This is a genomic window from Hominifimenecus sp. rT4P-3, assembly GCF_051055405.1.
In the GTDB taxonomy this organism is placed as follows: domain Bacteria; phylum Bacillota; class Clostridia; order Lachnospirales; family Lachnospiraceae; genus Pseudolachnospira.
On record NZ_CP167068.1, the window covers coordinates 1,430,587 to 1,454,196 of the forward strand.

Genomic DNA, 23,610 nt, shown 5'->3' on the forward strand with positions numbered 1-23,610 from the left:
ATGAGAAATCGTTTTGACCGGCAGTTGGAGGAACTCCATACGGAATTGATCCAAATGGGAGATCTCTGTGAAAACGCCATCCGAAAAGCAGTGGCGGCTGTGATGGAAAATGATGAAGCCAAGGCAAAAGAAGCGTTGGAGGCGGCGGAAGAGACCGACCGGATTGAGCGGGAGGCGGAGACGCTGTGTCTAAAGCTATTGCTGCATCAGCAGCCGGTGGCCCGTGATCTTCGTCAGATTTCCGCTGCCCTGAAAATGATCACGGACATGGAACGGATCGGAGATCAAGCGGCCGATATCTCAGAGATTGTCATGGAGCGGGATCTCTGCTCTTACGTAAAGACGGTGGATATGGCGGGAATGGCGGAGACTGCCATCGAGATGGTGACAAAGAGCGTGGAGTCCTATGTGAAGCAGGATTTAGAATTGGCCCGCTGGGTGATCCGGGAGGACGACCGGGTAGACGACGCATTTGTCGACATCAAAGGCAGGCTGGTAGAGCAGTTGATCGGAGATGGAGCAGAATGCGCCTTGGATCTTTTGATGATTACCAAATATCTGGAAAAAATCGGAGACCATGCGGTCAATATTGCCGAATGGGTGGAATTTTCGATTACCGGAGTCCATTGCCGTGGAGAAAAACCGGGGGAGGACGGAAAAAAAGACATGCAGGAGGTAGAGCGCGGATGAAGAGAAAGACATTGGGTTTTCTTCAAAAAGGGCTTGTGTTTTTGGCCGCGGCATGTCTTTTTTTATCCGGATGCCGTATGACGGGGGAAGAGCCGTCGGAAACAACAGAACCATACGAGGAAGTTTCCGCAAGCACAATAAAAGCGCCAAAATATATCTTTCTCTTTATCGGTGATGGGATGGGGTACAGCCAACTACAGCTGACCGCGGATTATCTTGGCCTTTCGGAAACCGGGGAGAAGAAGCCGAACGCTCTTTCCTTTTTTTCTTTTCCAGTAACGGGTAATCTGGAGACAGGAAATGCAGAATCTTTTTGTACGGATTCCGCTTCGGCAGCTACGGCAATAGCAACCGGAACCAAGACGAAAACCGGCGTCTTGGGCCTGGATGCGGATGGAAATCGGCTGGAGAGTATCAGCGAGAAGCTAAAAGAACAGAAAGATTTTCGTATAGGAATGATATCGACGGTCAATCTGAATCATGCAACGCCGGCGGCATTTTATGCTCACCAGTCTTCCAGAACCCTTTACTATGAGATCGGAGGGGAACTTTTGGCCAGCGGATATGATTTTCTGGCCGGCGGCACTTTGCTGGAAACAGCAGGAAAGAACCAAAGTCGGGTCAGTCTCTATGCTTTGGCGGAGCAGACGGGATATCAATTGGCCTGGGGATTTCCGAAGAACCCTTTGCCAACTGGCGCGGGAAAGGTATGGCTTACTGCCAGCAAGACGGACGCCAAGGGAGCGCTCCCTTACCAATTGGATGGATGCGGAGATTTTTCCCTTGCTAACTGCGTGAAGGAGGCGATTCCGGTTTTAGAAAACGACCAGGGATTTTTTTTAATGGTGGAAGCGGGGAAGATTGACTGGGCTTGCGAGGCCAATGACGCCCGTTCCATGATCGGAGAGATCGAAGAGCTGGATTCGGCCGTGCAGGAGGCGGTTCGATTTCAAAAGCAGCATCCGGAAGAAACGTTAATTTTAGTGACTGGAGACCATGAAACCGGCGGGCTAAGCATTGGAAATCGAGAGAACGGTCTCAAAACCCATTTGGAAGTATTGGCGGGCCAGCAGATTTCTTTTGCCCGCTATGAGGAAGAATTCATCCCACAGTATCGAAAGCAGAATATGGATTTTTCCAGTGTACAGACGGAATTGGTCGAGTGGTTTGGAATCGGAGAAGGCGGACTTTCTTTGGCGGAAGAAGAGTGGGAGCAGTTAAAACAGGCCTATGAAGCCACGCTTCTATCGACAGAGAGCAGTCGGACTCCGCTTATCCAGGCGGTGCGCGATTTGATTGCGGGAAAGGCAGGGATTGGCTGGACCACGGGACAGCACAGCGGTGAACCGGTCCCTGTGTTTGCTCTTGGCGTAGGGGCGGAGAAATTTTCCGGGTGGCAGGACAATACGGATGTGTTTCGCCATTTGGCTGATTTGACGGGCGTTCGTTGATCTGCTAGAATGTATGTGACGTATCCTTACCTTCAATGAGCAAGAGGAGAAGAAGATGATTTACTGTGTGGAGGATGACGATAGTATCCGTGAGCTGGAAGTTTATACCCTTCAAGCCACCGGTTTCGAGGCAGAAGGCTTTGCCGACGGGGAAAGCTTTTTTAAGGCGATAGAAAAAGAACTGCCGGAATTGATTCTCTTGGATATTATGCTGCCAGATCAAGACGGTATCTCAATTCTGCGCCGTCTCAAAAACCGCAGGAGCACGGAACAAATCCCGGTGATTTTGGCAACGGCAAAGGGAAGTGAATACGATAAGGTAAAGGGATTGGACGGCGGGGCGGACGACTACTTGGCAAAACCCTTTGGCATGATGGAGCTGGTATCCCGTGTAAAGGCGGTGCTTCGCCGGGTGGGACGCCAACCGAAATCCGCTCTGCTAACGATCGGGCAGATTCAATTGGACGTGCGGGCGCGCCGGGTTTTTGTCGGAGAAAATGAAGTGGAATTGACGTTAAAGGAGTTTGAGCTGCTTCAGTATTTGATGGAAAACAGCGGTGTGGTTTTGACAAGAGATCAACTTCTTGCGCATATCTGGGGATATGATTTTGACGGGGAAACCCGTACGGTGGACGTACATATTCGGACGCTGCGAAATAAATTAGGGGAAGCTTCCATGGCAATTGAAACTGTCCGCGGTATGGGCTATCGGATGGGGGAAAGCCGATGAAAAGACGTATTTTCCGCAGCATGTGCCTGGTGTCTTTCCTGGGAATCTTTATAACGGCATTGGCCATTGCCGTACTCCTTTACCAGGAGTTTTATCATCATATGGAAGATGAGCTGCAGACAGAAACGGAATATTTAGCGCAAGGCGTTGAATCTGCAGGAAAGACCTATCTGGAAATGGTGCGAAGTAAATCCGATCAAAACAGGCTGACCCTGATCGATGTAGATGGCACGGTACTGTATGACAGCGAGACTACAGCGGAAATGTTGGACAATCACCTGGAACGGCCGGAAGTCAGGGATGCCTTAACCTGGGGAAGTGGAAAGCATGCGCGTCTTTCCGATACCATGGGCCAGCAGATTTTTTATTATGCCCTTCGGCTTTCCGACGGTACGGTATTGCGCGTCTCAAAAGCAGTGGACAGCGTGTTTCGAATGGCCCTTGGCTGCATGCCGTATTTTATTGGGATTGCGTTATTGGCTGCCGGGGCGGCAATGTTCCTGTCAAAGAAACAGACAGTGCGAATTATTCAACCGATTAATAATCTGGATCTGGAAAATCCCATGCAGCAGGAATTGTATGCGGAGCTGGAACCGCTGCTTTTGCGGATTGACCGGCAGAAGGCGGAAAGGCAAAAGACAGAGCAGCAGAGACAGGAATTTTCCGCCAATGTTTCTCATGAGTTGAAAACGCCTCTTCAATCAATCGTTGGTTATGCGGAACTTCTTCAAAATGGGATGGTGAAGGCTGCGGATGTGCCGCGGTTTTCGGAGAGGATTTATCGGGAGACAAGACGGCTGATTGTTCTGGTGGAAGATATTATCCGGCTGTCCCAATTGGACGAGGGACGGGAAGAACAAGAGGATGAGTCGATAGATATTCTGGCTTTGGCGAAAGAGGTTGTATCTCGGTTTGAGGAAAGCGCCGTCAAGAAGAAGATAACAATTACCATTGAGGGGATTCCGGTAAAGATCGTTGGCTCTCGTCGGATTCTGGATGAGATGATCGCAAATCTTTGCGACAATGCGATAAAATATAATCGTGAAAACGGCGTCGTAAACGTGCGGATCGAATCCGATGAGACAGGCGCTTTGCTGACACTGGAGGATACGGGGATTGGAATTCCAGAAGAAAGTAAAGAACGGGTCTTTGAACGGTTTTACCGGGTGGACAAAAGCCGATCCAAAGAAACAGGAGGTACTGGTTTGGGGCTTTCGATTGTGAAGCATGGAGCTCAGTACCACCAGGGGAAGGTGACGCTTACCAGCGATCTGGGGAAAGGGACCAGAATTTCCATTCATTTTCCAAAAGAACGGATAGATGGATAAAAAGAACGCGAAGGAGGAGAGGGTATGCTTTCTGTTTTAATTGCAGATGATGAAAAAGCAATCTGTTTTTTGCTTCATAAGTTGATTCATTGGGACGAGCTGGGATTGTCTCCCTTGGGGATTGCATCAAATGGGGCGGAGGCTTACCGGATAGTGGAAGAACAAAAGCCGGATATTGTGATTACGGACATTCAAATGCCAGTGATGAATGGCCTGGATCTGATTGAGAAAGTGCGGGAGGTCGTCCCGGACACCTCTTTTGTGATTGTCAGCGGATATCAGGAATTTGAATACGCCAAACAAGCGATTCGATTCGGCGTAGAGGATTATCTGCTAAAACCCATTAAGGAAGTAGAATTGAATTCGATTTTGCAGCGAATCTGCAAAAAGAAGATGGAAAGCAGTGAAATCGCGGTTCTGCGGGAAGAACGGGAAAAGATGCGGAAGATCTGGCTGACAAAAATTCTGGACGGCGAAGAAGATCAGGCGGAGGCGGGCCGCCAATATTTTCATTTGGATGCCGGGAGTTTCTATTTCGTGCAGATTTTTGTGGGAAGTGAGAACGATGTGCTTTTTGACCGAGAAAATGAGCTGGTGGCAAAACAGCTGGCCAAAAGTTATCTGGATGAGTTCGGAGAAAACCTTTCCGATTTGGAGGCAGTGCTGGATTCTGAAGGCTCTCTATCGCTCTTAACCTGTATGAAACGTACCGAAAAGGAAGAGGAACGCCAAATTTGGAAACTCTATCACGACTTTTTAAACCGGGCGAAAGTGAAGTATGCCAATCGAAAAATTACCATGGCGATCAGCCAGGAAATGCACTCTTTTCAAGAGCTTCCAGCAGCGGCTCGCAAGATGCGGCGCCTGATGCGCGGAAGGGCCTTCGTAGACCAAGGGGAGCCGCTGTTGCTAGAACGCTTTGCTATACCGGATGAGAAAGAGAAGATCGCTTTAAGCCCACAAAAAAAGATTGAGCTGATGCGTGTGATCGATAGTAAGGAGGAAACGGAGGCCTGGGGATTTTTGCAGGATCTTTTGAAGGCGGAGAAGAAGGAAACGGAAGCGTATCCTTGGGCGATGTTTGAGCTGCTGGAGGTTCTAGGAAATGAGCTCGCCGCATGCCTGCAAGAACTGGGACTTTGGGATGAGCAGACGGAGCAAGTGTTCCTGCGCTGGAAGCGGCAAATCGCCTTTTACCATTCCTATGGCAAAATGACCTGCGAAGTAAGAAAACTGTTGCAGGAAATCTTTGATATCCGGGAGAAAAAGCGGAAAGAAATGGAGAACCGGCCGGTCAAGCTGGCGAAAGCTTACGTCAATGAACATTATCATGAAGCCGTTACCATGGAGGATGTGGCCGCCTGGACGGGTCTAAACAGTGCTTATTTCAGCAGCCTCTTTAAAAAGAGCGAAGGGGTTAACTTTACGGAGTATTTGACCCAGGTACGGCTGGCAAAAGCAAAAGCTTACTTGGTGGAAACGTCTTTAAATTTAGCAGAGATTGCGGCAAAAGTCGGATATACAGACGCAAAGTATTTTAGTAAAGTGTTCATTAAAAATGTGGGTATCCGGCCCGCAGAGTACCGAAAAATCCATTTATAAGCGGAGACTTGGATGAAAAAGAATAGAGAGATACGAAAACGTCTGATCCGGTGGTATGCCGGCAGGAGGAATGGAAGCCTGTTGGGGCTCTTGCTTCTTGTGGTGGGAGAAATTTTTCTTTTGTGGGGAATGTACGCTGCTGCTATCGCTGCGGGGATTACTGCGATGGCGGTGCTGATGCTGTTTATTTTTCTGGGAAGCTGCGTGAATTCAGAGCGGAACCGTCTGCGGCAAATCAGTGGATTGTTTTTGCAGGAGGCAGAGTATCCCTTTTGGTTTTCCGGTGAAACAGTCGAATTTGAAAATCGTCTGGAACTTTTGGGGGACTTGCTTCACGAGCTGGGAGACCGGCAGTTCAACCAGGAGCTTTTGTTGGTGCAGGCAAGGATGCGGGCCCTTCAAAATCAAATTAATCCGCACTTCCTTTATAATACTCTAGATACCATCCGCGGCTATGCCTTGATGCAGGATTGTACGGAGGTGGCGGAGATGACAGAAGCTCTGGCGACGATGTTCCGTTATAATATTGGAAAACCAGATGATATGACGACCCTCCAGGAAGAATTGGACAATGTAAAGAATTATTTTTTGATTCAGAAATACCGTTTTGGAGATAAATTTTCCCTGCGGCTGGAACTGGATCCGGAAGAGGAAACGTTAAAAAAATATTTACTGCCGCGGCTGTCGATACAGCCTTTGGTAGAAAATGCTCTTCACCATGGCCTGGAAAATAAGGATGGGGAAGGCGAAGTTCGAATACAAGCATACCGCATGGATGAAAAGCTGGTGATACGGATCAGCGACAATGGTCTTGGCATGGACCGGGAGACGCTCCTATCTTTGCGGGAGAAATTGGAAAAGGGAACCAGCTTTGATATTGAGCCTACCAGAAAAAGAAAATCCGGAATTGCCATTGTAAATTTGAATCAAAGGTTAAAACTGGCATTTGGAGAAGCATATGGAGTTTCAGTATCCAGCTTGGAGCAGGTGGGAACCTTCTTTACCATTACGGTTCCGGCGATTTGTCAGTCGGAGACACAAAAGACATATGCCTTTGGCAAATCAGAATAGGGCAAGATATGAAAAAGGAAATGGTTGGTATTTATCACGGCTGCTATCAGAGAAAAAGACAGGTGATTTTGAATCGTCTGGATTTTTCTGTATGCGAGGGGGAAGTCCTCGGCGTAGTTAGCCTGAATAATGATGAGCTGGATGCACTCTGCAATGTCTTAACGGGAAATTGTTCTTTAAGTCAAGGAACATTTTCCTATCGGGGGAAAAAAATCGTTCTTAACGGCTATTCTGAAGCGATGTCCGTCGGCATTTATGGTATTCACCGTCAGTCTGCGATTATTGCGGGAGAAGATGTGGCGTCCAATGTATATGTGATTCCGGCAGGAGGGCGGAAACGATTCCATATGCGTCGGGAAAATCAAGAGTTGTTGGCTGCTCCATTGATTCCTTACCCAACCGCATTGGTTCACCGCCAGAGGGCCTATACGATTGTCCGGGAGTTTTTTGACCATTGGAAGATTGATATCGATGTGAAAAAACGGGCGGAAGACCTATCCCGCGCACAGCAGCTTTGGGTGGAGGTAGCCAGGGCTGTTCTCGGAGGTGCTCGGTTGATTGTAATGAATCGGATTGGAAATTATTGTCAGATGGAGCCTGGATTTTTGCAGGATATGCTGCGAAGACTAAAAGAACTTCGTATCACGGTGGTCTTTGCAGATAATCAGTTAAATCCCCTGATGGAAGTGTCCGATCGGATTCTCGTATTGAAAAAAGGGATGAATGAAGGCGTCTTTGAACGGGGGGAACTGACAAGAGATCAGTTAGCTTTCTTGTTGGCAGATCGTTCCGTGGCGGAAAAATACGTCCGACAGAGCAGAATGCGGGAAAAGAATTTGTTTACCCTGGTGTTTCCAGGGCGGGGGGAATGTAGTCTCATACAAAAGCTGGAACTACATGCGGGCGAGATCGTTGGAATTGCCGATATGACAGAGCGGGCGGCGGAAGATTTTCAGAGGTTTTTGTCAGGAAAATATAGAGAGAGCGATGGAAAGCTATGGCTCGACGGACAGAAAGTGACGCTTCGCAGCATCAAAGATAGTATGCGAAAGGGTATTTGTTTGATCGATGGGAGGCTTCCGCATTTCGGCTTGATTCCAAACGAGAATTTGGCGGTGAATTTAAACTATCAAAGATTAAACCGGTTTTATCCTTTTTCCAAGGCAGGAGCCAGAACGCTGCTTCGAGTTGCGTTTGAGGAACAGGCGGAGCGTATCGGATGTTTCCGAGAGGATTACAGTAAATATCCAGAGCAACTGACGGCGATTCAGCAGCTGCAATTGTATCTGGTACGGGCAAGGCAGCTAAAAGCGAAAGTTCTGGTGATGATCTCTCCCAGTATTCATTTGGATTTTGTAAGCCGGCAGCAAATGTGTGCATTGATCGACCAGTGCGCGGAAGAAGGAATGGCGATTTTACTCTTTTCTATCAATACTTCTGTAATTAGCGATCTATGTGACCGCCTCATTTTGATTCAGGGAAGCGATCTGCGTTGGCTGAACAAGCCAAAAAATATACCCCTAATCTAAAAGTTGCCATATTGTTGGATTTCCTTTTCATCCGCTATAATAAAATATGTCATTCGAATGAACAAAACCAGATCTAAGAAGGAGACAGTATGAAGAAGCTAAGAAAAGCACTTGCCATTGTTTTATCAATGTCTATGGTTTTTGGATTAGTGGGATGCGGCAGTTCCAATGATACGACTACGTCGGCTGCCGGCGCAACGACTGCGGCTGCAGCGGAGACTACCGCTGCCAGCGAGGCTGGTTCTACGATGGTGGAAACCGCGGCAAATCAGGTGGGCACAGAGGACTGTGTCATTGGCCTTAGTATTCTTTCTATGGCTGCAGAGTTCTTGATTGCTATGGTACAAGGCGCTCAGGACAAGGCGGATGAACTGGGCGTAGAATTGATCGTAAGAGATTGTAATGTAAACAATCAGACCCAGGTAGATCAGATTCTGGATATGATCAACCAAGGCGTTAGCTGCATTATCGTAGAGCCTTGGGACAGCGAGGGGATTTCTGTAGCGATTGATGCGGCTACGGAAGCTGGCATTCCGGTCTTTACAGTGGATACCTCTGGAAACAGCAAGGATATCAAGTGCTGGGTCGCATCGGACAACATGGAGATGGGACGGATGGCCGGCGAGTACATTGCGGAGTATCTGAAGGAGAAGAACGGTTCTTACTCCGGAAAGGTTGTAAACCTGATGGCTTCTCTGACCTCCACTTCCGGCACAAACCGCAGCGCCGGTTTCCACGAAGTGATCGATCAGTATCCGGATATTCAGATTGTGGAACAGAACGCGGATTTGGAAGTAGAAAAAGCGTTAAATACCATGACGGATATCTTACAGGCCAACGATGATATCGATGCCGTGTGGTGCTCCGGCGATAACAATGCGATCGGCGTTATCCAGGCCATCGACGCGGCAAACCGTTATTATCCTCAGGGCGAAGACGATCATATTCTGGTTGTATCCGCCGATGGCGGTATGGAAATTCTGGATAACATTCGCAAAGGCAAATGCGACGCCTGCATTTCTCAGCAGCCCATTACCATGGGAGCAGACGCGGTGCAGATGGCGTATGACTATGTCGTAAACAAAGTCGAGCCGAAGAGCGACGTACAGTATGTCGGTCTGTTTAACATTACGACCGAGAATATTGATTCGAAAGAGCTGGCTGAATTCGGCCTGTGGGCAGAGCAGGTTCGGTAAATATCCAGAAGGGACCTTACTATGAACAGTGTTGTGGAATTGAAACATATTTCCAAAGAGTTCCCCGGCGTAAAGGTTTTAGACGATATCAATCTAAGCCTTTACCCGGGAGAGGTCCTGGGAATATGCGGGGAAAACGGCGCCGGAAAATCCACGCTGATTAAGATCTTGACTGGTCTTTATCAGCCCAATGGAGGCGTCATTGAATTTGAGGGACAGGAAGTAAAGCTAAATGCGATAAAGTCGAGAGAGCTTGGTATTTCCGCGATTTATCAGGAACTGACGATTGTTCCAGAACTAAGCCTGGCGGAAAATCTTTTTCTGGGACATCCGCCGGTATCGGCAAAGGGGATTGTCGATTATAAAAAGTTGTATGCGGATAGTCGGGAAGTGTTAAAGGAGTTGGGAATCAACGCCTCTCCGGATAAAGTGAAAGCGGGAGATCTGGGAATCGGAAGCCAACAGTTGATTGAAGTGGGAAGAGCCATCGGCAGAAAATCAAAAGTTTTGATTATGGATGAACCGACGTCTTCCTTAAGCCATCAGGATACCCTGCGGCTTTATGGGTTGATCCGTAAGTTTCGTGATCAAGGCTATGCCATTATTTTTATCTCCCATCATATGGAGGAGATTTTTGAAATCACCGACCGGGTTGCAGTGCTACGGGATGGCAAGGTGATCGATGTAAAACCGACCAAGGAATGGACGGTGGACGACCTGGTCTTTGCCATGGTGAATCGCCGGGTAGACCAGCAGTTCCCAGCGAAAGAAAAAGAATCCGGACAGGGCGAAGTGATTTTGGAGCTGAAAAATGTATCGAACCATAAGGTACATAACATTAACTTGAAAATTCGGGCCGGAGAGATCGTAGGAATCGCCGGTATTAATGGAGCAGGGCGGACCGAGCTTTTAAAGACCATATACGGCTTTTATCCCTATACGGAAGGGGAAATGTATTTTAAAGGAAAGCCTTTGAAGACAAAATCCATTCGTAAAGTTTTAGATCAGGGAATCGTTATGGTCTCGGAGGACCGGAAGAAGGAAGGACTGATTCTGAGTCAGGACTGCCAGCAAAATATTGCGCTTTCCCATTATAAAGAGTTGGCCAGCCATGGCGTAGTCAACGAGAAAAAAGTCCGGAAGATGGCGGAGGAGGGCGTTCGAAAATATGATGTAAAGACCCCTTCGCTGGCAAAGGAAACTGGGAAGCTCAGCGGTGGAAATCAACAAAAACTGATCTTAGCGCGAATCACTTATGGGAATCCGGTGCTGTTTTTGCTGGATGAGCCCACCAGAGGCATCGATGTGGCGGTGAAAATGGAGATGTATAAACAGATGATTGCTTTTGCGGAAGCTGGCGCCGCTGTTATTATGGTGTCTTCTGAATTGCCGGAAGTATTGGGGATGGCGGATCGGGTTCTGGTGATGCACGAGCATACCATTGTGGCGGACATTCCCAGGGAGAAAGCCACCAGCGAGCTGGTTATGAACTACGCGACAGGAGGAAAATAAAGTGAAAAGTTTCTATGAAAAGATTCCTATGAAGGTGCGGGAAGTGATTCCGGCGCTGACGATCTTGATCGCGATGGGAGTCGTATTTTCTTTGGTATCCGGTAAGTTCCTGAGCTATAATAATATTTCCAATATTTTTCTTCAGGCGACCAGTACAGCTATCGTGGGAGCCGGCATGATGTTCGTCATGATCTGCGGAAATTTTGACTTGATCGGCGGTTCCATGATGGCGCTGACCGGCGTAATCGCCGGAAAATTACTTTCCGCCGGCTGGAATACGATTCTGGTGATCGTTGTCGTACTGATCATGGGGGCCTTGGTTGGGCTTTTTGACGGGCTTTTGGTGACAAAATTAAAGATGCTGCCCTTTATTGTTACTTTGTCGGTATCCATCATGATCGCTGGTTTAGCGTTGGCGATTTCCGGTGGAAAAACTGTGTACGGGCTTCCGGACAGCTTTACCTGGCTTGGTTCTGGAAAAATCGGCAGCTTTCCGGTGGCGGTTATCCTGATGATTCTCATCTTTGCCGTATGTTGGTTTGTCCTCAGCAAAACCGTATTTGGCCATCAGGTGTATGCTATCGGCGGAAACAGGGAAGCAGCTTTTCTGGCCGGCGTCAATGTACAGCGGGTGGAGCGGATCTGCTATGTGATTTCCGGTATGCTCGTTGTGGTTGCCGGCGTTGTTTTGACGGGACGTATGGGTTCTGCGGTGGCCAATGCAGGCGAGGGAACGGAGATGAACGCGCTGTCGGGCTTAGTCATCGGAGGAATCTCCATGAGCGGAGGCCGAGGCAACGTAGTCGGCGCGTTTATCGGCTGCGTCATCATCGCTGCATTGAACAATGGACTGAATATGATGAACGTTTCCGCTTATTGGACGGATTTTGTCCGTGGTTTAATTATTTTGCTTGCGATTACCTTTGATGCAGTAAGAAAATTGTCGAAGAGGGATGATTGAGAATGCAGGCTTGGATGGAAAATCGAGAAGGGTGGATTGCCCGCTTTCGGAAAACGGAGTATACGGCAGCTTTCGAGGAATATCGGGAGAACTGCCGTTTCTCCATAGAAAAGTTAAATGAAGAATATTTGCGTTCTGGTTCGGAAGCATGTCTGCGGGAAACAGCGGATGCGCTGATTCAAAGGGTACAGGAGGAGGTGGGAGCGGCGGCCCGCCTGGGGAGCGGGATACTGCGTGACTGTTCTTATGTGATCGTATGTTACCTGATTCCCTCCATCCGAATGATGAAACTTCCATGCAGCGAGCCGCTGGAGCGCAATATTTTGGAAGCGTGGAATCAGGCTTACCCCAAACGTATTCTGCGGGGCGGCAGTTATGAGCAAATTCTGAGCGGTTTTCCAAAGGGCAGTATTCTGTCCCATTTATTTACCCGCAGGCAATAAGCCAAGCAGATGCCCAAATATCCCGCTATGAGGCATGTATACTTTTGTGAATGGAAGGGATACCCGCTGAAAGATTGAAATTTGTAGATCATGAAAGGGGAGACCGATGAGCAGAAAGGTAAGAATTGCAAGCATATGTATGGCACCGGATTACGAGGAAGAGCCGGAAGCGATTTTACGGGAAGTGGAGAAGGCTGCTGCGGCTGGCGCAGATCTGATTTTAACCCCGGAGATCTGGAGCGGACAGATTGCGGAACCGGAAGACGACGGCTTTCGGGCGCCTGTTTTGGAGCGGGCAGCGGCGATTGCGGTAAAATATCATACCTATGTGGTGGTATGTATGGAACGCTATCTTTCCGAAACGGAGGAGGAACAGATCCGGAAAGCGGATGAGCAGGGAATCTGGCAGAAAGCACAGCGCCTAAAACACAACAGCAGCTTTTTGTTGGACCGTCAGGGCCGCCAGGTTTATATTTACGATAAAATATATCCCTATCCGCCGGAGTTCAAGGATGCCAAAGGAGACGTGTGCAGTATGGCGGAGCTGATGGAGGCTTCTGTTTTGGAAGAGCCCAATGTGCCGGGGACAAAAGTGGGCGTCTATGATTGTGATTTTGGACGTGTGGGTTTTGCGATCTGTTTTGATATGAATTTTCCGGAATTGTGGCGGCAAATGGCGGCGCAGGATGTGGAATTGGTGGCCTGGTCTTCCGCATTTTCCGGCGGGCGCAACGCGGCTTTCCGCGCTGGAACAAACCATTATTACGTGGTGAGCTGCACGAGCGTTGGAAGAGGCGATTGCCGGGTAGCGGATATCAATGGAGATCAATTATTGGTACAGTATCCGAGGGAGGGAGAGGTCGCCAACGTAGCAAAGGTGACGCTAGATCTCGATCGGACGATCTTTCATAAAAATTTTAACGAGGCTGTAATCGAACGAATTGAGAGAGAGTATCCAGGACGGGTGCAGGTGGATCGTTCCCTTTATGCGGAAGAGGAGTGGATAATTCTTTCAACAGAAGACGAAGATATAACGGTTGGGGAACTTTGCGAAGTCTACGGTTTATTGCCCTTACGCCGTTTTAAGACGACGGGAATGGCGGCCTATGTCGACGAATTGCGGGGAATGATACCGTGGAATTGATAAAATGATACGTAAAGTTTACAAAAAGAAATAAAAAGCACAAAAAAACTTGAAAAAGATATGGAAAGGCTCTGGCAAAATGCCAGAGCTTTTTGTATAATGAAGACACGGATGAATGTCAAATCTTGTCCTGCTATAAGAAAATTTTTCCGGAAGTGTCTATTGAAAGATATTTTATCATGAGTTTTTCTGTGAATTATAAAGGATTGGAGGCAGATTAGAGAAGAATGGGAAGACGAAAGAAGAAAGTCTGGACAGTTCGTGAAGAACGGGAGGGTGATTTTCCTGCGATTGAGAGCCTGATCGAGACGATGTTTCAGAATACTTTAAATTTCGGCGGGGCTCAGAAGGATATTTTGTCCAATATGAGATCGGAAGGCCGATTTATTCCGGAACTGTCGCTCTTGGTGGAAGCGGATGGTGCGATAGTCGGCTATTTAATGCTGTCGGAACTGCCGGAATCAAAGACGAAAAATGGAAAAAACAGTCTGTTGCTGTCTCCGGTATGTACACAGGAAGCATATCAGCATCAAGGCATTGCCACCTCGCTGATACAGGCGGCGATAGAAAAAGCGAAGCAATTGCAATATCAGGCAATTTTTCTGATCGGACATCCCGTTTTTTATTCCCGTTTTGATTTTGTGCCAGGAAAACATCTGGGCATTCGAGAATCCAACGGAGCGCCGCAAGATTTTGTGTTGGTGTTGGAACTGGCGCCGGGCGGATTGGAAGAGATTTCCGAGGTTAATTTGTTGATTTGAATAAAAGGATAAAAGCCCTGGACGACGGTTTGAGCAGCGTCCAGGGCTTTTATCCTTTTATTCCTGTAAATTTTTACTTAGCTGCAGCAGTTTAGTCGCGGCTTCCTTTGGCGTTTTGGACTTCATAATCGCGGAGACCACAGCGATCCCGTTCATTTTTGCCCCTTTTAAGATATCCAAATTTTCTTCGTTTAGTCCTCCGATGGCGACGAGAGGGATGGGAACCGCGTCGGCGATCTCATTTAAAGTCTCCACCTTGGTTAAAATCGTGACTACCTTCGTGGTGGTCGGATAGATTGCTCCGACGCCTAAATAGTCCGCGCCTTGGCGATAGGCTTCCAGGGCCTGGGGAACTGTTTTTGCCGTTGCGCCCACGATCTTATCCGGCCCCATCAGCTGCCTGGCATAGGAGACCGGAAGATCCGATTGCCCAACGTGGACGCCGGCTGCGCCGCAGGCTAAGGCTACGTCTACCCGGTCGTCAATGATCAGAGGAATCTGATAGCGGTCAGTAATCTCTTTGACGCGAAACGCAGTTGTTAAATAATCACGTCCACCGGATTTTTCCCGAAGCTGAACCAAGGTGACGCCCCCTTTGCAGGCTTCTTCGATGGTCCACAGGAAGCTTTCTTCCGTATGGTAAGAACTGTCCGTGACGAGATATAAGGTCAGATCAGCGGGATTCATAAACATTCCTCCTTGGAGTATTCGATGATTTTGGCGCGGCGTTGTAAGGTTTCATCTGAGATCACATCCAGCTGATCCATCAGCCGAACATGGAAACTCCCCATTCCTGTTTCCGTATCGGCTTCTTCTCCGCAGATTCCTAAAAATGCAGCGGTAAAAAGGGCCGCGGAAAGCGGCGGAAGAACGGAGAGAAAAGCTCCGGTCAGTACATTTAGCATACAACCGGTTCCTGTCAGGCGGGCCATTTTGGAACAGCCGTTGTCTACCAAAAATACTTCCTTCCCATCCGTGATGAGATCGGTTTTCCCACTCGCCAGGATCACCGAACCTGTTTTTTTTGCCAACTGTTTGGCGGACGCGATTCGAACCAAAAGATTATTTTGGGAGAGCTGATCTTGATCGGAGGCGTCGATACCGGAAGATAAAATATTCTCCCCGCATAGCATACGAATCTCTGCCAGATTTCCTTTGATGATAGAAGGCGCGCACTCCGCAATCCAGCGTTTGGCGTATTCCAGGCGGAGTTTACTGCAGCTGACTCCCACCACGTCGATGATGCGGGGCAGAGACAAGGCGCGCGCCTTATGGCCAGAGAGCAGCATGGACTCCATCCTAGCGTCGGTGATATTTCCGAGATTGACCGCTAGGGCGGAAGCAGAAGCCGTAATTTCCGCAGATTCCCCCGGATGCTCAGCCATAATGGGGCGGGCGCCTACGGCTAAAACCGCGTTGGCGCAGTCATTGATAGAAATCGGGTTGGTGATGCAGTGGATTAAAGGACTGGTATCTTTAAGCTGTCGCCTTGCGTTCAGAAGTTGATTCATTCTTTTTTCTGTCATAGATATTCACTCCCAGGGCAGTCTGAATTTTTCCAAGCATGTGATTTTTGGCCAGCGCTTTTAGGAAAATGAAAGCAATCGTACCGCCGATCAAGGTGCCGCCGATAAAGGACGGTACATAGAACATCCATGTCAGGCCGGTGCGCCCCACCAGATATGTCATAACCGGATAGGAAGCGATCGCTCCAATGATACCGGTTCCTATCACTTCTCCAAAAACGGCAAACAGGATCTTTCCGCCGGAAATGCGGTAGAGAAGGCCGGAAAGAAACGCTCCGAAAACAGCTCCGGTCAGTGCAAGCGGTGGAATTCCCATGAATAACATGCGGATGATACCGATCATCGTAGCACAAAGGAGCGAATACCAGGGCCCCATAAAGACGGAACAGGTGATGTTGATCAGATGGGCCATGGGACACATGCCTTCTACCCGTAGAATCGGGGAGATGACAACGCCGATCGCAATCAGCATCGATAGCATGACCATCCGCAAAACGGCAGAGTTAGACTTCAGGTTCGACATAGTAAAATACCTCGCTTTCTGGATTTCGTAAAAATAACCGGTTTTCCGGGTCGGTCGAAGCTTACTGGCTTCCTCTCACTCCAGAACATGGATTCCCATCGCATGGTATCGGCAGGCGTCGAACCTGTCGTACATCCCAGGGCGCTCCCCCTCGGACGAACAAAAAAGGAAGGCACAGAGGTGCATTCCTTTCTATCACAAAACATAATATTCGATAGAAACAAATATCCCTCCGGCGGCATTATCCGCATCAGGTCAGGTCGAAGCAAGGCTTCCTCTCAGCATGACGCTCCCTCATTTGTCAATCCCTATTATACGTGCAATAATTTTTTTGTCAAGTTTTTTTATTCTATAAAATTTTTTGTAAAAAGTACAGTCAAAGGTAGAAATAAAATTTACATCTCTTTTTCGTATGTACAAAAGCGATAGCGGAGAGCACCCTCCGTCATTTCCTCTGACCGGGAAATCAGCTTCCAGCCGGTTTGTTCCGAAATCTCAGGAAAAAAACTGTCGGCGTCAGGAACAGAAGCGGAGACTTCTGTCAGATAAGCCCGCTTGCATTCAGGCAAAAACAAACGGTAGATTTCCGCGCCGCCGATGATCATCACGTCTTCTTCCGGAAGGTCTTTGATGGCGAGGAGAACTTCTTCCTTGCTGTGGCAGACCGTAACGCCCTCTTTTTGGTAGGATGGATCTCTGGTCAGAACCAGATTCGTCCGTTTGGGAAGCGGTTTTCCGCCGGGGAAGGATTCCAGTGTTTTTCTCCCCATCACAACGGTCTTACCTAAGGTATGGCTGCGAAAATGCTTCATGTCTTCCGGCAGGGAGAAGAGAAGCTTGTTTTTTTTTCCGATCGCCCAGTTGGAGGCGACAACGACAATACAGTTCATAAGAGTTCTCCTTTTGTTAAATGGCCACAGGAATTTTAGTTGTAAAAGGATGGAACGCGTAATCGCTGACCGTAACGTCCTCTACTGTAAATTGATAAAAATCCTGGATATCGGGATTGATCTCCACTTTCGGTGCAGGGAAAGGAGAATTTTGAATCATTTCCTCCACCATTGGTACATGACGATCATAAATATGAGCGTCTGCCACCACATGAACCAGCTCGCCTGGTTCAAATCCGCTGACTTGCGCGATCATCATGGTCAAAAGAGCATACTGACAGACATTCCAGTTATTGGCAGTCAGCATGTCCTGAGAACGCTGATTTAAAATGGCGTTTAACTTATGCCCGGATACATTGAACGTCATGCTGTAAGCGCAGGGGTACAGCCCCATCTCATGAAGATCCTGGTGATTGTAAATATTTGTCATGATTCGGCGGCTGGTCGGATTGTGTTTTAAATCGTACAGTACCCGGTCTACCTGATCAAACATGCCTTCTTTATATTGATGCTTGACGCCGAGCTGATAGCCGTAGGCCTTGCCGATGGAGCCGGTTTCATCAGCCCAGGAATCCCAAATATGGCTGCCTAGCTGATGGATGTTGTTGGACTTTTTCTGCCAGATCCACAAAAGCTCGTCCAACGCGGATTTCCAAGCGGTTCTTCGCAGTGTCATCATTGGAAATTCTTTGGATAGGTCATAGCGGTTTACCATCCCGAATTTTTTGATCGTGTGGGCTGGCGCGCCGTCGTCCCAGCGGGGACGTACCTCATAATCCGTATCCCAGACGCCGTTGGTTAAAATATCCCGGCAGTTTTCTATAAAAAGCTGGTCTGCGTAGCTCATATCTCCTCCTGACTGCCCGCTATAGGGCAAATATGTTGCCTTCCATTCTCTTCGATTGCTAAAGATACTTTCAGTATACCAGAGATAACTCTTATTGACAAGGCGACAGTTTTGTATCGTTCGTACGGTGTGTATGGAAAAAATAATATATAAATATTTCGCCATATAGAAAGAAAAAAGAATGGAAAAAGTGCGAAAAAAACATCAAAAAAAACACGAAAAATAGCGGCTCTTGGGGGGAAAAGCCACTTGACATGGGACGAGTTTAGAAGCATAATAAATAGCAAATACTAATCGCCCGCCGAAAGGGCATGGAGGATAAGGATATGTTAGATATCAGAGTAGAAAAAACGACAAATCCGAAAATGAAACCGGCTGAAGATGATCCGTTGACCTTTGGCACGATTTTTACGGATCATATGTTTGTGATGGATTACGAGGAGGGAAAAGGCTGGCACGACGCCAGAATCGTTCCTTTTCAGGATTTGAAGCTGAGCCCGGCGGCCATGGTATTTCACTATGGACAGGAAATGTTTGAGGGCCTGAAAGCATACCGTTCCAAGGACGGACGGGTTTTGCTGTTTCGCCCGGATAAAAACATCGAGCGTGGCAATAACAGCAACGATCGTCTCTGCATTCCGAGAATTGATCCGGATGATTTCCTGGATGCTCTGAAAGCAGTGGTAAAGATCGATGCGGATTGGATTCCCACCAGACCGGGAACCTCTCTTTATATTCGTCCGTTTGTCATTGCGACGGATCCGTTTTTGGGAGTTCGTCCTTCTCATACCTATCAGTTTATCATCATCATGTCCCCGTCGGGCCCGTACTATCCGGAAGGCCTGGATCCGGTTAAAATCTGGATTGAGGACGAGTATGTTCGTGCTGTCCGCGGCGGAATCGGTTATGCAAAGACCGGCGGAAACTACTGCGCCAGCCTGAAATCTCAGGTGAAGGCCCATGACGCGGGATATTCGCAAGTACTGTGGCTGGACGGCGTGGAGAGAAAGTACATCGAGGAAGTCGGCGCCATGAATATCTTCTTTAAGATCAATGGAACCGTGGTTACACCGATGTTAAACGGCAGCATTCTGCCTGGCGTTACCAGAGATTCCGTGCTGGCGCTTTGCAAGCTTTGGGGCATGCCGGCGGAAGAGCGTAAGATCTCTGTCGACGAGCTGGAGGAGGCGGCCAGAAGCGGCGCATTGGAAGAGGTATTTGGCAGCGGTACGGCAGCGGTCATCTCTCCGGTAAACGAGCTTCGTTTTGGCGATGATGTGATGAAGATCGGCGACGGCAATATTGGACCGGTCAGCCAGAAGCTTTACGATACGATTACCGGTATTCAGCTGGGCGAGATCGAGGGACCTGCCGGTTGGAGCGTAGAGGTATAAATAAGAATTTTACTCTGCGGTCAGGGGAGAAAATTTGCGTGATAAATAATAAGATACAAGCTGGTAAACGTGGTTTGCACCACGTTGTGTTTGGACGAACGGCGGTTGTGCTCCTTCTCCTGCTTTTGCAGGCGGGGAGCCTGTTCGTCCTATTTAGCTGGCTGTCTGAATACACCGTCTTTATCTACTCAGCGTCGGTGATTCTCAGTGTAGTATTGGTGATTCATATCATTAATCGGGACATCAGTTCTTCTTTTAAGATTGCGTGGTTGATGCCGGTGCTTGCAGTACCGGTAATGGGCAGTTTATTCTATGTCTTTTTGAAAAGCCAGATTGGTTCTCGTGTGATCAATCGAAAACTTCGGGGAATGATTCAGGAGACGGCGCCTTATCTGAAACAGGACCCGGCAGTGGCGGATACGCTGCGGAAAGAGAATGAGGACATTGCAAATCTGGCGCGTTATATTGATTTGTATGGAGGATACCCGGCTTATCAAAATACGGACGTTACGTATTTTCCCTTAGGAGAGGATAAGTTTAATGAAATGCTCCGGCAGCTGGAAGCCGCCCGCAAATTCATTTTTTTGGAGTATTTTATCGTAGAAGAGGGGATCATGTGGGACAGCGTGCTGGCGATTCTGAAAAGAAAGGCCAAGCAGGGCGTGGAAATTCGTTTCATGTATGATGGGATGAATTCGTTGGTCCGTCTGCCATACGATTACCCAAAAGAGATGGTAGCCGCTGGCATCCAGTGCAAGATGTTTGCTCCGGTGCGTCCCGTTCTATCCACTTCACAGAACAACCGAGATCACCGGAAGATTTTGGTCATCGACGGACATACCGCTTTTACCGGCGGGATAAACCTGGCGGATGAGTATATCAATCAAAAAGTCCGGTTTGGTCACTGGAAAGATACGGCGGTTATGATAAAAGGGGATGCGGTAAAAAGTTTTACCATGATGTTTCTGCAAATGTGGAACATCAGTGGTCTTGCGCCGGAATCCTACACTCGTTACCTGCGGTCAGAATGGAATTTTAAGCGTTCGCCAAAAGGTTATGTGATTCCCTATGGGGACAGCCCTCTTGATAATGAACGGGTTGGAGAACTGATTTATCTGGATATTATTCAGCATGCAAAACGTTACCTGCATATCTGTACGCCCTATTTGATTTTGGATGATGAGACGGATACCTCTCTTCGATATGCGGCAAAACGGGGAGTGGATGTGAAGATAATTCTTCCTCATATCCCGGATAAGCAGTATGCTTATTTGGTGGCCAGGACCCATTTCCCTGGGCTGATTCGAGCAGGCGTAAAGATTTATGAGTATATGCCAGGCTTTATTCATGCAAAATCCTTTGTAGCGGACGACGATCAATGTACAGTTGGAACGATCAATTTGGATTTTCGAAGTTTGTATCTTCATTTTGAATGTGGAGTTTTCATTTATGATAATCCAGTGGTGGCTGATGTGGAAGCGGATTTTCAGGCCACACTGAAAAATTGCAGGCGGATTACTTTGGCAGATTGCAGGGAGTATCCGATTATGAAAAAACTGGCGGGGAAGGCGTTGCGCCTGGTTGCCCCTCTGTTATAGAATACAAAAAGAATGCGAAAAACACCTAGGCAGCGGGCGGGGCCCGAAGCAACAAAGGCATTTGCGGAGAGCAGCGCAGTTTTCGCATTCTTTTTATTTTGCAGAAAATTGCGAAGCAGAATCTTACGAAGGGAGATTCTTTACTATTTTCCCAAAAGACACATCGGAGAAGACGGCGGCGCCGTAAGTAAAATCAGGAGGTACGGAGTGTGAAAGAGGGAAAATTGGTGGTAAACGCCAAGTATCGGAGAACCCAGATGCTGCTTCGGGGGATGGATTTAGCGGCAGAAGTTTTGATGCTGTGCGGCATTCTTTTGGGGGGCAAAGCAGCAGCTTTTGCAGAGCGGCTGGAGGTACGCCTAGCATGGCAGACGTTACTTGGCGCAGCGGGATGCGCGCTGTTTAGTCTGATTTTGGGAAAAGTTTCCGAAATGATTGGGGAAACCATGTGCTCCCAGGTGGAAGATGAACTTCAAAATGCCGCTTATCGTCAGATTTTGGAGGGGGATTGGAGGACGGTCAGCCAGATTCGGCGGGGAGATGCAGAACAGCGGATTCAGAGGGACGCTGGGATTACGGCCAATGCAGTGACAGAGATGCGCCGTAGAATTTGGAAAGCCGTGGCTGGCTTTTGCGGCATGCCAGTTTTGCTGATGCTTTATGATCCGGCTGTGGCCGGAATTCTTAGCGGGCTGATTTTCGTGTCCGCCGGAATTTTTTGGTTTTTATATCGGAAAAATTTTAAAGCCATTGGAAGATGGAAAGAGATGGAAAGCCAGGCAGCTGCTTTTTACCGGGACTCCGTGGACAAATTGTCCGTGATTCAGAGTTACCAAGCCGGCGGCGTATTTGAACGGCAGCAGTCGGAGCTGATGCGCCGGCAGAAACGGTATTGGAAAAAGGCGAAACGATACCGGGATGGAATGGAAGGAGGACTATTCATTCTGGGCTTTGTGGTATCAGCCGCATTTTTAGCGAGAGCGGGAGAATGGATGCGCGGCGGAACGGCGGAGAATGCCGTTGTTTATCTGCTGCTGATTGGCTTTTTGACTGGAAATTTGGTTCCTTTAAAAGGTTTGCTCGGCAGGAAAGCGGAAAGTATGGTATCAGCCGGGAGACTGGCCGAGATGCTGGAACTTCCGGAGGAGGGCCGATTAGACGAAGAGTGGGTAGAACTTTTGGAAATGCGGCAAAAAGAAGGGTTTGCCGTGCGATTTCGCCAGGTGGATTTTGGCTATCGCAAGGAAAAGATGGTTTTGGAGCAGGCAACCTTAGAGGCTTTGCCGGAAGAGTGGGTTGGTATCGGCGGATTTTCCGGAGCGGGCAAGACCACAGCGGTACGCCTGTTGCTAGGGCAGGTGTTTCCGGATGCTGGGGAAGTGGAATTGATTCACCGGCAAGGTCTTACTTGCCTGGTTTCAGCGGCTTCCAGGGAATTTTTTGCCTGGGTACCCCAGGACGGTTCTTTGTTCCCTGGAACCATTGCGGCAAATTTACGTTTGGGAAGGCCGGAAGCAAAAGAGGAAGAAATGTGGCAGGCATTGGGAATCGTATGCTTGGATTCCTTTGTGCGCCGTCAACCAGAGGGGCTCGATACCATGTTGGGCGGCCAGGGGCTTTGCCTTTCCGCCGGTCAGGCGCAGCAGTTGGCCATCGCCAGAGCCGTATTAAAAGACGCTCCGATCTGTGTGCTGGACGAGCCGACGTCTGCTATGGATGCAGAAACAGAAGAGAACGTTTTATCTAATCTGTATCAGGTATGGAGAGAAAAGACTTGCATTTTAACCTCCCACGATTCTCAGGTTTTGGCTTGGTGTGATCGGAATTATTGGATTGCCGGAGGGGAAATTCGTCCGGTACAGCCGGTATTGGAGGAAACTGCCGCCGCCGATTTGTGGGAAGATGTGACGGGAAAAGCGGCGGAGCTCCCGGAAGTGTTTCGAAAAGAGGACAAGGTGGAACGTCAATCACTGGAAGCCTGATGCTTTCGATTGATAATTTTGAAAAACGTGTCCGTAATAAAAATGGCAATGGCAATCATGGCCGCCGTCTGAAGGGTATAGAGGAAATAATAGCTGGCGGCGGCGCTTTGCTCTTGCAGGATGGAGTAAACGATTCGGTACATCCCGACGCCTGGAACCAAAGGAAGAATACCAGGAACCAGAAAAATCGTGACGGGCGCTTTAAAAAAGCGAGCGAATAGATGGGAAACAACGGCCACTAATAGAGCAGGCAGAAACATAGAGAACATTTCATCAAAGCCAGTTCCCAGTAGTATTTGATAGACGCACCAGCCAACCATTCCAGTAAATCCAGAGTATATCAAAAAGCGTTTTGGAACGCAGAAGATAAGTCCCAGCGTAATAACGGCTCCCAGGGAACCAAAAGCGTGTAGCAACATGATAGAAAACCTC

Annotated in this window: 22 protein-coding genes and 1 riboswitch; of the genes, 16 read left to right on the plus strand and 6 right to left on the minus strand. The window is 48.4% G+C overall.

Annotated features, from left to right (window positions below):
- From phoU to ACCC71_RS06705, 13 genes are all read left to right on the plus strand, one after another.
- Complete coding sequence (phoU, locus tag ACCC71_RS06645) at positions 1-690, plus strand: phosphate signaling complex protein PhoU (protein WP_434311636.1); 690 nt, start codon at positions 1-3, stop codon at positions 688-690.
- Positions 687-2,141: an alkaline phosphatase gene (locus tag ACCC71_RS06650; protein ID WP_434311637.1), complete on the plus strand. Its 1,455-nt coding sequence runs from the start codon at positions 687-689 to the stop codon at positions 2,139-2,141. Before phoU ends, ACCC71_RS06650 begins: the two co-directional genes overlap by 4 nt.
- A gap of 55 nt (positions 2,142-2,196) precedes the next feature.
- Entirely contained in the window at positions 2,197-2,871 is a 675-nt protein-coding gene (locus ACCC71_RS06655) for a winged helix-turn-helix domain-containing protein (protein WP_434311638.1), read from the plus strand.
- Positions 2,868-4,199 (plus strand): ATP-binding protein, encoded by a 1,332-nt coding sequence (locus tag ACCC71_RS06660; RefSeq protein WP_434311639.1) that lies wholly within the window; start codon positions 2,868-2,870, stop codon positions 4,197-4,199. Before ACCC71_RS06655 ends, ACCC71_RS06660 begins: the two co-directional genes overlap by 4 nt.
- A gap of 24 nt (positions 4,200-4,223) precedes the next feature.
- Entirely contained in the window at positions 4,224-5,801 is a 1,578-nt protein-coding gene (locus ACCC71_RS06665) for a response regulator transcription factor (RefSeq protein ID WP_434311640.1), read from the plus strand.
- Between the two features lie 12 nt (positions 5,802-5,813).
- Positions 5,814-6,872, plus strand: coding sequence for a sensor histidine kinase (locus ACCC71_RS06670; RefSeq protein ID WP_434311641.1), 1,059 nt, complete (start codon positions 5,814-5,816; stop codon positions 6,870-6,872).
- An 8-nt stretch (positions 6,873-6,880) separates the two neighbouring features.
- Complete coding sequence (locus ACCC71_RS06675) at positions 6,881-8,401, plus strand: hypothetical protein (protein WP_434311642.1); 1,521 nt, start codon at positions 6,881-6,883, stop codon at positions 8,399-8,401.
- 89 nt (positions 8,402-8,490) lie between these two features.
- Positions 8,491-9,597, plus strand: a complete 1,107-nt coding sequence (locus ACCC71_RS06680) for a sugar ABC transporter substrate-binding protein (RefSeq protein ID WP_434311643.1) — start codon at positions 8,491-8,493, stop codon at positions 9,595-9,597.
- Positions 9,598-9,618: 21 nt separating this feature from the next.
- Positions 9,619-11,109 (plus strand): sugar ABC transporter ATP-binding protein, encoded by a 1,491-nt coding sequence (locus tag ACCC71_RS06685; RefSeq protein ID WP_434311644.1) that lies wholly within the window; start codon positions 9,619-9,621, stop codon positions 11,107-11,109.
- A gap of 1 nt (position 11,110) precedes the next feature.
- Positions 11,111-12,070 (plus strand): ABC transporter permease, encoded by a 960-nt coding sequence (locus tag ACCC71_RS06690; RefSeq protein ID WP_434311645.1) that lies wholly within the window; start codon positions 11,111-11,113, stop codon positions 12,068-12,070.
- Positions 12,071-12,072: 2 nt separating this feature from the next.
- Positions 12,073-12,513: a hypothetical protein gene (locus tag ACCC71_RS06695; protein WP_434311646.1), complete on the plus strand. Its 441-nt coding sequence runs from the start codon at positions 12,073-12,075 to the stop codon at positions 12,511-12,513.
- A 106-nt stretch (positions 12,514-12,619) separates the two neighbouring features.
- The gene (locus tag ACCC71_RS06700) at positions 12,620-13,657 is read left to right on the plus strand and encodes a carbon-nitrogen hydrolase family protein (protein WP_434311647.1); all 1,038 of its coding nucleotides are present in this window, start codon (positions 12,620-12,622) and stop codon (positions 13,655-13,657) included.
- A gap of 227 nt (positions 13,658-13,884) precedes the next feature.
- Positions 13,885-14,418 (plus strand): GNAT family N-acetyltransferase, encoded by a 534-nt coding sequence (locus ACCC71_RS06705; protein WP_434311648.1) that lies wholly within the window; start codon positions 13,885-13,887, stop codon positions 14,416-14,418.
- A gap of 57 nt (positions 14,419-14,475) precedes the next feature.
- Here ACCC71_RS06705 and thiE read toward each other — a convergent pair whose 3' ends face one another.
- The 5 genes from thiE to thyA form a co-directional block, all read right to left on the minus strand.
- The gene (gene thiE / locus ACCC71_RS06710; RefSeq protein WP_434311649.1) at positions 14,476-15,105 is read right to left on the minus strand and encodes a thiamine phosphate synthase; all 630 of its coding nucleotides are present in this window, start codon (positions 15,103-15,105) and stop codon (positions 14,476-14,478) included.
- Complete coding sequence (gene thiM / locus ACCC71_RS06715) at positions 15,102-15,944, minus strand: hydroxyethylthiazole kinase (RefSeq protein WP_434311650.1); 843 nt, start codon at positions 15,942-15,944, stop codon at positions 15,102-15,104. Before thiM ends, thiE begins: the two co-directional genes overlap by 4 nt.
- On the minus strand, positions 15,895-16,467 hold the full coding sequence (gene thiW, locus ACCC71_RS06720; RefSeq protein WP_434311651.1) for an energy coupling factor transporter S component ThiW: 573 nt from the start codon (positions 16,465-16,467) through the stop codon (positions 15,895-15,897). Before thiW ends, thiM begins: the two co-directional genes overlap by 50 nt.
- A 209-nt stretch (positions 16,468-16,676) precedes the next feature.
- A riboswitch (TPP riboswitch) is annotated at positions 16,677-16,773 on the minus strand.
- Between the two features lie 89 nt (positions 16,774-16,862).
- A complete protein-coding gene (locus tag ACCC71_RS06725; protein WP_434311652.1) occupies positions 16,863-17,357 on the minus strand; it encodes a dihydrofolate reductase in 495 nt (164 codons plus the stop codon).
- Positions 17,358-17,373: 16 nt separating this feature from the next.
- The gene (gene thyA, locus ACCC71_RS06730) at positions 17,374-18,204 is read right to left on the minus strand and encodes a thymidylate synthase (protein ID WP_434311653.1); all 831 of its coding nucleotides are present in this window, start codon (positions 18,202-18,204) and stop codon (positions 17,374-17,376) included.
- A 326-nt stretch (positions 18,205-18,530) separates the two neighbouring features.
- On the opposite strand from thyA, the gene ACCC71_RS06735 reads away from it, so the two are divergent.
- From ACCC71_RS06735 to ACCC71_RS06745, 3 genes are all read left to right on the plus strand, one after another.
- Entirely contained in the window at positions 18,531-19,598 is a 1,068-nt protein-coding gene (locus ACCC71_RS06735; RefSeq protein WP_434311654.1) for a branched-chain amino acid aminotransferase, read from the plus strand.
- Positions 19,599-19,636: 38 nt separating this feature from the next.
- A complete protein-coding gene (cls, locus tag ACCC71_RS06740; RefSeq protein WP_434311655.1) occupies positions 19,637-21,196 on the plus strand; it encodes a cardiolipin synthase in 1,560 nt (519 codons plus the stop codon).
- 209 nt (positions 21,197-21,405) lie between these two features.
- Positions 21,406-23,178, plus strand: a complete 1,773-nt coding sequence (locus tag ACCC71_RS06745; RefSeq protein ID WP_434311656.1) for an ABC transporter ATP-binding protein — start codon at positions 21,406-21,408, stop codon at positions 23,176-23,178.
- Here the strand turns inward: ACCC71_RS06745 and ACCC71_RS06750 are convergent.
- The gene (locus tag ACCC71_RS06750) at positions 23,160-23,597 is read right to left on the minus strand and encodes a threonine/serine exporter family protein (RefSeq protein WP_434311657.1); all 438 of its coding nucleotides are present in this window, start codon (positions 23,595-23,597) and stop codon (positions 23,160-23,162) included. The two genes, ACCC71_RS06745 and ACCC71_RS06750, sit on opposite strands and share 19 nt — an antisense overlap.
- Positions 23,598-23,610 lie beyond the last annotated feature (13 nt).

What these genes read in the sequence shown, in the direction of transcription:
- phoU (WP_434311636.1), top strand. Translation starts at nt 1, where the DNA reads ATGAGAAATCGTTTTGACCGGCAGTTGGAGGAACTCCATACGGAATTG.
- ACCC71_RS06650 (WP_434311637.1), top strand. Translation starts at nt 687, where the DNA reads ATGAAGAGAAAGACATTGGGTTTTCTTCAAAAAGGGCTTGTGTTTTTG.
- ACCC71_RS06655 (WP_434311638.1), top strand. Translation starts at nt 2,197, where the DNA reads ATGATTTACTGTGTGGAGGATGACGATAGTATCCGTGAGCTGGAAGTT.
- ACCC71_RS06660 (WP_434311639.1), top strand. Translation starts at nt 2,868, where the DNA reads ATGAAAAGACGTATTTTCCGCAGCATGTGCCTGGTGTCTTTCCTGGGA.
- ACCC71_RS06665 (WP_434311640.1), top strand. Translation starts at nt 4,224, where the DNA reads ATGCTTTCTGTTTTAATTGCAGATGATGAAAAAGCAATCTGTTTTTTG.
- ACCC71_RS06670 (WP_434311641.1), top strand. Translation starts at nt 5,814, where the DNA reads ATGAAAAAGAATAGAGAGATACGAAAACGTCTGATCCGGTGGTATGCC.
- ACCC71_RS06675 (WP_434311642.1), top strand. Translation starts at nt 6,881, where the DNA reads ATGAAAAAGGAAATGGTTGGTATTTATCACGGCTGCTATCAGAGAAAA.
- ACCC71_RS06680 (WP_434311643.1), top strand. Translation starts at nt 8,491, where the DNA reads ATGAAGAAGCTAAGAAAAGCACTTGCCATTGTTTTATCAATGTCTATG.
- ACCC71_RS06685 (WP_434311644.1), top strand. Translation starts at nt 9,619, where the DNA reads ATGAACAGTGTTGTGGAATTGAAACATATTTCCAAAGAGTTCCCCGGC.
- ACCC71_RS06695 (WP_434311646.1), top strand. Translation starts at nt 12,073, where the DNA reads ATGCAGGCTTGGATGGAAAATCGAGAAGGGTGGATTGCCCGCTTTCGG.
- ACCC71_RS06700 (WP_434311647.1), top strand. Translation starts at nt 12,620, where the DNA reads ATGAGCAGAAAGGTAAGAATTGCAAGCATATGTATGGCACCGGATTAC.
- ACCC71_RS06705 (WP_434311648.1), top strand. Translation starts at nt 13,885, where the DNA reads ATGGGAAGACGAAAGAAGAAAGTCTGGACAGTTCGTGAAGAACGGGAG.
- thiE (WP_434311649.1), bottom strand. Translation starts at nt 15,105, where the DNA reads ATGAATCCCGCTGATCTGACCTTATATCTCGTCACGGACAGTTCTTAC.
- thiM (WP_434311650.1), bottom strand. Translation starts at nt 15,944, where the DNA reads ATGACAGAAAAAAGAATGAATCAACTTCTGAACGCAAGGCGACAGCTT.
- thiW (WP_434311651.1), bottom strand. Translation starts at nt 16,467, where the DNA reads ATGTCGAACCTGAAGTCTAACTCTGCCGTTTTGCGGATGGTCATGCTA.
- ACCC71_RS06725 (WP_434311652.1), bottom strand. Translation starts at nt 17,357, where the DNA reads ATGAACTGTATTGTCGTTGTCGCCTCCAACTGGGCGATCGGAAAAAAA.
- thyA (WP_434311653.1), bottom strand. Translation starts at nt 18,204, where the DNA reads ATGAGCTACGCAGACCAGCTTTTTATAGAAAACTGCCGGGATATTTTA.
- ACCC71_RS06735 (WP_434311654.1), top strand. Translation starts at nt 18,531, where the DNA reads ATGTTAGATATCAGAGTAGAAAAAACGACAAATCCGAAAATGAAACCG.
- ACCC71_RS06750 (WP_434311657.1), bottom strand. Translation starts at nt 23,597, where the DNA reads ATGTTGCTACACGCTTTTGGTTCCCTGGGAGCCGTTATTACGCTGGGA.